The sequence below is a fragment of the Desulfosarcina sp. genome, assembly GCF_033791525.1.
Lineage (GTDB): Bacteria > Desulfobacterota > Desulfobacteria > Desulfobacterales > Desulfosarcinaceae > Desulfosarcina.
The window spans coordinates 1-5,037 of the sequence record NZ_JASJGN010000059.1; the positions used below are offsets into that span (position 1 = coordinate 1).

General features: G+C 56.0%; 5 protein-coding genes. 1 reads left to right on the forward strand and 4 read right to left on the reverse strand.

What is annotated here, in order from left to right; all coding sequences use genetic code 11:
* On the reverse strand, positions 1-99 hold a 99-nt coding region (locus tag QNK41_RS22935; RefSeq protein WP_413815108.1), incomplete at its 3' end, for a sulfite exporter TauE/SafE family protein.
* 189 nt (positions 100-288) lie between these two features.
* Between QNK41_RS22935 and QNK41_RS02885 the strand changes: the two genes are divergently transcribed.
* Positions 289-672, forward strand: coding sequence for a cupin domain-containing protein (locus QNK41_RS02885; protein ID WP_319253560.1), 384 nt, complete (start codon positions 289-291; stop codon positions 670-672).
* Positions 673-729: 57 nt separating this feature from the next.
* Here the strand turns inward: QNK41_RS02885 and QNK41_RS02890 are convergent, their stop codons facing one another.
* The 3 genes from QNK41_RS02890 to QNK41_RS02900 all read right to left on the reverse strand — a co-directional run bounded on the left by QNK41_RS02890 (position 730) and on the right by QNK41_RS02900 (position 4,503).
* Positions 730-1,293 (reverse strand): flavin reductase family protein, encoded by a 564-nt coding sequence (locus QNK41_RS02890; RefSeq protein ID WP_319253562.1) that lies wholly within the window; start codon positions 1,291-1,293, stop codon positions 730-732.
* Between the two features lie 68 nt (positions 1,294-1,361).
* Entirely contained in the window at positions 1,362-2,855 is a 1,494-nt protein-coding gene (locus QNK41_RS02895) for a long-chain fatty acid--CoA ligase (RefSeq protein WP_319253564.1), read from the reverse strand.
* A 448-nt stretch (positions 2,856-3,303) separates the two neighbouring features.
* Positions 3,304-4,503 (reverse strand): ABC transporter permease, encoded by a 1,200-nt coding sequence (locus tag QNK41_RS02900; protein ID WP_319253566.1) that lies wholly within the window; start codon positions 4,501-4,503, stop codon positions 3,304-3,306.
* Positions 4,504-5,037 lie beyond the last annotated feature (534 nt).

Below are 5,037 nucleotides of genomic sequence, written 5' to 3' on the forward strand. Positions count from 1 at the left end.
GGGCAGGGCCACTACCAGGGGCCCGCACATGCCGATGCAATGACCGGTACCCAACAAGCCCAGCATGAAAAGGGCAATCATATCGATCGGCGTTGTCATCCGCTCACCAATAAGTTTGACGGATTCGTAAAAAACCCGATATCTGCGTTACGCTTCATCCTTCGTCACTGCGGCGTACCGTAAGTACTCCTCATTCCTCAGGATTCGCAAGCCTTGATCTCGGGCTTTTTACGAATCCGTCGGAAATGCGACTTTTTATGAGTTCATCAATGATTCGTTGTAAAGAAAATGATTAAAGAGGAAACCGTCAACCGTTTCTCGGATTCACGGGGATTTGTATTCGAACCGGTGCAGGGAGAACTTCTTGCAAACCAGAGGAATACGCATGTCGTGGTGAGCCGACCCGGGGCCGTGCGGGGGAATCACTACCACGTCCGGGGCACGGAGACGCTCGTGGTTTGCGGACCGGCCCTGGTCCGGATCCGCGAGGACAATGCAACAAGGGACATCTCCATTTCCGCCGACACGACCTGCCGCTTGATCATTCCGCCCGGAGTCGCCCATGCCATCCAGAATACGGGTGAAATCGACAACCTGCTGGTCGCCTTCAACACCGAGCCCCATGATCCGGACCAACCCGACCTGGTTCAGGAGATTCTGATACCCGTTTGAACCGAAATCCTCGTCGTTTCCGGCGTTCCGGGCCTGTCGACGACCCTTGCTTTCATGCTACGACCGCTTTAACGATTTGCCCGCACTCCAGCACTTGCCTAAGGCCGGACCCAGCCGCCAGTATCTGACACTGGCCATATCGAAGAGCAGCGGCCGCATTTTCGCGATATCGATTGTTCCGTCGGTCATGACACCGTCATCCGCATAGGTCTGAACCAGTTCACCGATAAAGACTTCATGGGTCTGAAAATCCAGCACATCATGGAGCTTGAGTTCCATGTTGACCGGGCACTGGCGGATCATGGGTGCTGTTTTCAGTTCGCCATGGAAAACATCGAACAGCGCGGCTTTGTCGGTCTTCTTGCCGGTCATGGTCCCGCAGTAATCGGTTTCCACCATCAGGTCCTCGGACGGCAGGCAGATGCTGAACGTCCGATTCTCATGGAGGCCAGCGTTGGAATAGTGGGCCTTGGCGAGGCCGATTGAAAGATACTGGGGGGTTCCGTGGTTCAGTATCCCCACGTGCGCCACCGCCAGAAAATTGGGTTTGCGGTTCACGGTTGCGCCCACCAACGTGGTGGGCATGGGATAAAGGGCATTTACCGGGCCGATAGGATTCATGTCTCTACTTCTCCTTATTCCTGTTGGCCGCTTTCAGGGCCGACGTCGTGCCCAGTGAGTCAGACGGTTTATTCCTTGTCCCGCAATATCCGTTTGAGGATCTTGCCGGTGGGGCTTTTGGGGAGTTCATCCACAAATTCGAACACAGAAGGGACTTTATACACGGCGAGATGTTTGCGGCAGTAGTCATTGATCTCCTCGGCGGTGGCTGTTGCCCCCTCCTTCAAGACGATGGTGGCCTTGACAATCTCTCCTTTTTCCGGGTGCGGAATGCCGTAAACGGCAAGTTCCATGACGGCAGGATGCCGGTAGAGAAACTGCTCGACTTCTGCTGGCCAGATCTTGAGACCCGCCATGTTGATCATGTCCTTGACCCGATCGACGATAAACACGTAGCCGTCCTCGTCCATGGTGCCGATATCCCCGGAGTGAAGCCATCCGTTGCGCAGTGCACGGGCCGTCTCCTCGGGCTTGTTCCAATATCCTTGCATGACCCCCGGCCCTCTAACGCAGATTTCGCCCCACTGGCCGAGGGGCATCTCCTGGTCGGACTCATCGAAGATCTTGATTTCGAAGTTCTCCACCGGGGTGCCCACACTGCCGAATTTATGATTAAAGTCGTGATTGTAGCAGGCAAAGGGCGAACACTCCGTGAGACCATAACCCTCGTATACGGGGCGTCCGAAGCGTTCGGTCCACCGGGCCGAAATTTCCTGCGGCATGGTGGCGGCGGCAGAGAACTCGTACCGGATGGAGGCGAGGTCCGCGGGGTCCACATCCATATTCAACAGGTGAATGTAAATCGTCGGAACCGCGAAAAACATGGTCACCTTGTCGTTGCGGATGGATGCCAGGACCTGGTCGGGCACGAAACGGCGATGCAGCACCAGTGTCGCGCAGGCCAGAAAGGTGGCGTTCATGATGAAGTTTTGCCCGAACACGTGAAACAGGGGCAAAAAGAGGATCATGCGATCATCGGCGGTAAAGCCCGCGTGGTGAACGGTTGTCCATATATTGGAAACGACATTTCCATGGGTGAGTGTCGCGCCTTTGGGAAATCCCGTGGTCCCCGACGTATAGAGCAATACGGCAGGGTCTTGAGGATCCATGTCCGTTCCGTTAAAAGTCTCATTACCCTCGCTGAGCCAGTCGTCGAGGGTTGGATGTCCGGCCCCTTCACCCTCGCAAACCACGATTTTGCGCAACTGTGGATAGTTGTCCGGGTTGACATTCTCAAGCAGTTCACTCACGGTAAACAGCAGCACTGCCCCGGCGTCATCCAATATATACTTCAATTCTTCAGCTTTGAGCATGGCGTTCGCCGATACGGCAATGGCACCAATGCGCACGGTGGCGAGGTAGCTGATCACAAATGCGGGAATGTTCGGCAGGTAAAGCGCTACCCGGTCGCCTCTGGCGATTCCCTCCGTAAGCAGGGCACTGGCTATCCGGTTGACACTGGCGTTCAATTCTATGTATGTCAGATGGGTCCCTTCAAAGAGGATGGCCGTTTTGTCCGGGAATAACCTGGCGGCACGTTCAACGTTCTGCGCGATGTTCATCTGTCTCTCCCTCTTGGATTGTTAGCATTGCCTCTGAATAATTGATGAACTCGTAAAAAGCATTTCCAGTCCCTGCATGGACATAAATCCGAAAGGAAACGGGAAGCCGCTCCTACGAAAAATGGGCCTTCTATTGGGGCACGCTTCCTTAGAAGTCGCATTCCCGACGGATTCGTAAGAAGCCCGAGATCAAGGCTTGCGGGCCGCGAAAGCGAGCTTAAGCGAGCGAACAGTATATCGATCTTCATCATTACGGCGAACATTCATGTTCCATCCTGAGAATACCGCATTCGCGGGTGCCGAAGGCAGCGTACTTTCGGTACGCCGCAGTGCCGAAGGATGAAGCGTAACGCCGATATCGGGCTTATTACGAATCCGTCAAAATTGATTTTCAACTTAGCATTAATTCAGGCCATCGTCCATAAAAAGGCCTGGATCTGAAAGCGCCTCACTCCGCGCGCAACGCCTGGATGGGATCCAGCCGGGCCGCCTGGCGGGCCGGAAGGATGCCCGACAGCAGGCCGATGACCGCCGCCAGGACTTCCGCAAGAATTACATAGGACATGGGGGTATGCGTGGGCAGTTTGGGCACCAGCGTTTCCAGGACCCATGCGCCGCCGGTGCCCAGTATGACGCCCGCGATCCCGCCGATGCCGCCCAGCAGGGTGGCTTCGATGGCAAACAGGCCCATGATCCAGCCTCGCCCGGTTCCCAGTGCACGCAGCAGGCCGATTTCCGCACGGCGCTGGCGTACGGCGATGGTCATGATGGTGGTGATACCGACACCGCCCACCAGCAGGGAAATCCCGCCGATGGCCCCCACGGCGAGGGTCAGCACACCCAGCACCGAGCCCAGTACATCAAGCATCTGGGTCTGGGTAACGATAGTGAAATCCTCGCTCCCGTGACGGGATATTAAAAGGGATTTGATCCGGTCTGAAATTTTGTCCGCACTGCTGCCGGCGGCAAACAACACATCGATCTCCATGAGGCTTTCGCGGTTGAACATCGCCAGGGCCCGCGAAGCCGGGATATAGACCGCGTCATCCAGGTCGAATCCCAGCATCTGCCCCTTGGTGGCCATGACGCCGATGGTGCGGTAGCGTTCCCCGCCGATGCGGATTCGTTTTCCCAGAGGGTTCGACCCGCCGAAAAGCTCATGGCTGACCCGGCTGCCCAGCACGGCGAATGCGCGCGCACCGGCTGCATAATCCTCGGGGAGGAACCGGCCCTGGGCCACGGCCATCTGCCAGACTTTCGGTGCGGCCGCACCGACGCCAAACACATACGTCCGCCGGGTGCGCGGGCCGGACTCCACGGCTGCGTTACCCTGCACCACCGGCACGGTGTCCAGAATTCGCGGAATCCGGGACAGGGCTACGGCATCGTCGATGGAAAGGGGCCTGACATTGCTGATCACCGCACCGGAAACGCCCGTGGTGGAAGTCTTTCCCGGTGTGATCCCGATCAGGTTGGTGCCGAACTGGGTGAATTCTCCGAGCACGAACCGGTGAACGCCTTCTCCCAGCGAGGTGAGCAGAACTACGGCGGCAATTCCCACGGCAATACCCAGGATGGTGAGAAAACTGCGCAGTCGCTGGCCGGCAAGCGATTGAAGGGCCCATTTAAGTGCATCACGAAAAATCATCGGTTAACCACCCGTTTTAAAATTCCCCAATTCCCCAATTTCCCAATCCCATAGTCTGGTTAAACCGGAAATAACAAATTACAAATCTCAAATAAATTCCAAATTACAATATCCAAATCTCAAACGAAGTCAAAACCAAAACCTTTCGTCTATTTTGATTTTTCCACCTTACTGCTCTGGCGAATAGGAATGTCCTTTCCTCAAGATCATAAAGTTTGGAGTTTTGAACCGCGATAGCGAGCGCATTCCTAGCCGCTTGTCGGAGCAAAGCGGAGATCCCGCCACCGGGGTCGGCGCGAAGCAGAGATGCCGAGCAGCGGTGCAGCGGGGTTAGCGAGCGAACTGAAAATCGATTTTTTATCCTTACGGTGCTGCGCAGCACTGCCGTTACAGGCAGCACATTCCCTGCGGCTTGCCGCTGGGAGGGTTCAATTCCCCAATTCCCCAATTCCCCCATTCCACAATTCCCCTATTCCCCACTTCCCAATTCCCAATCCCCAATCCCTCAATCCCCAATCCCTCACTTCCCCTTCA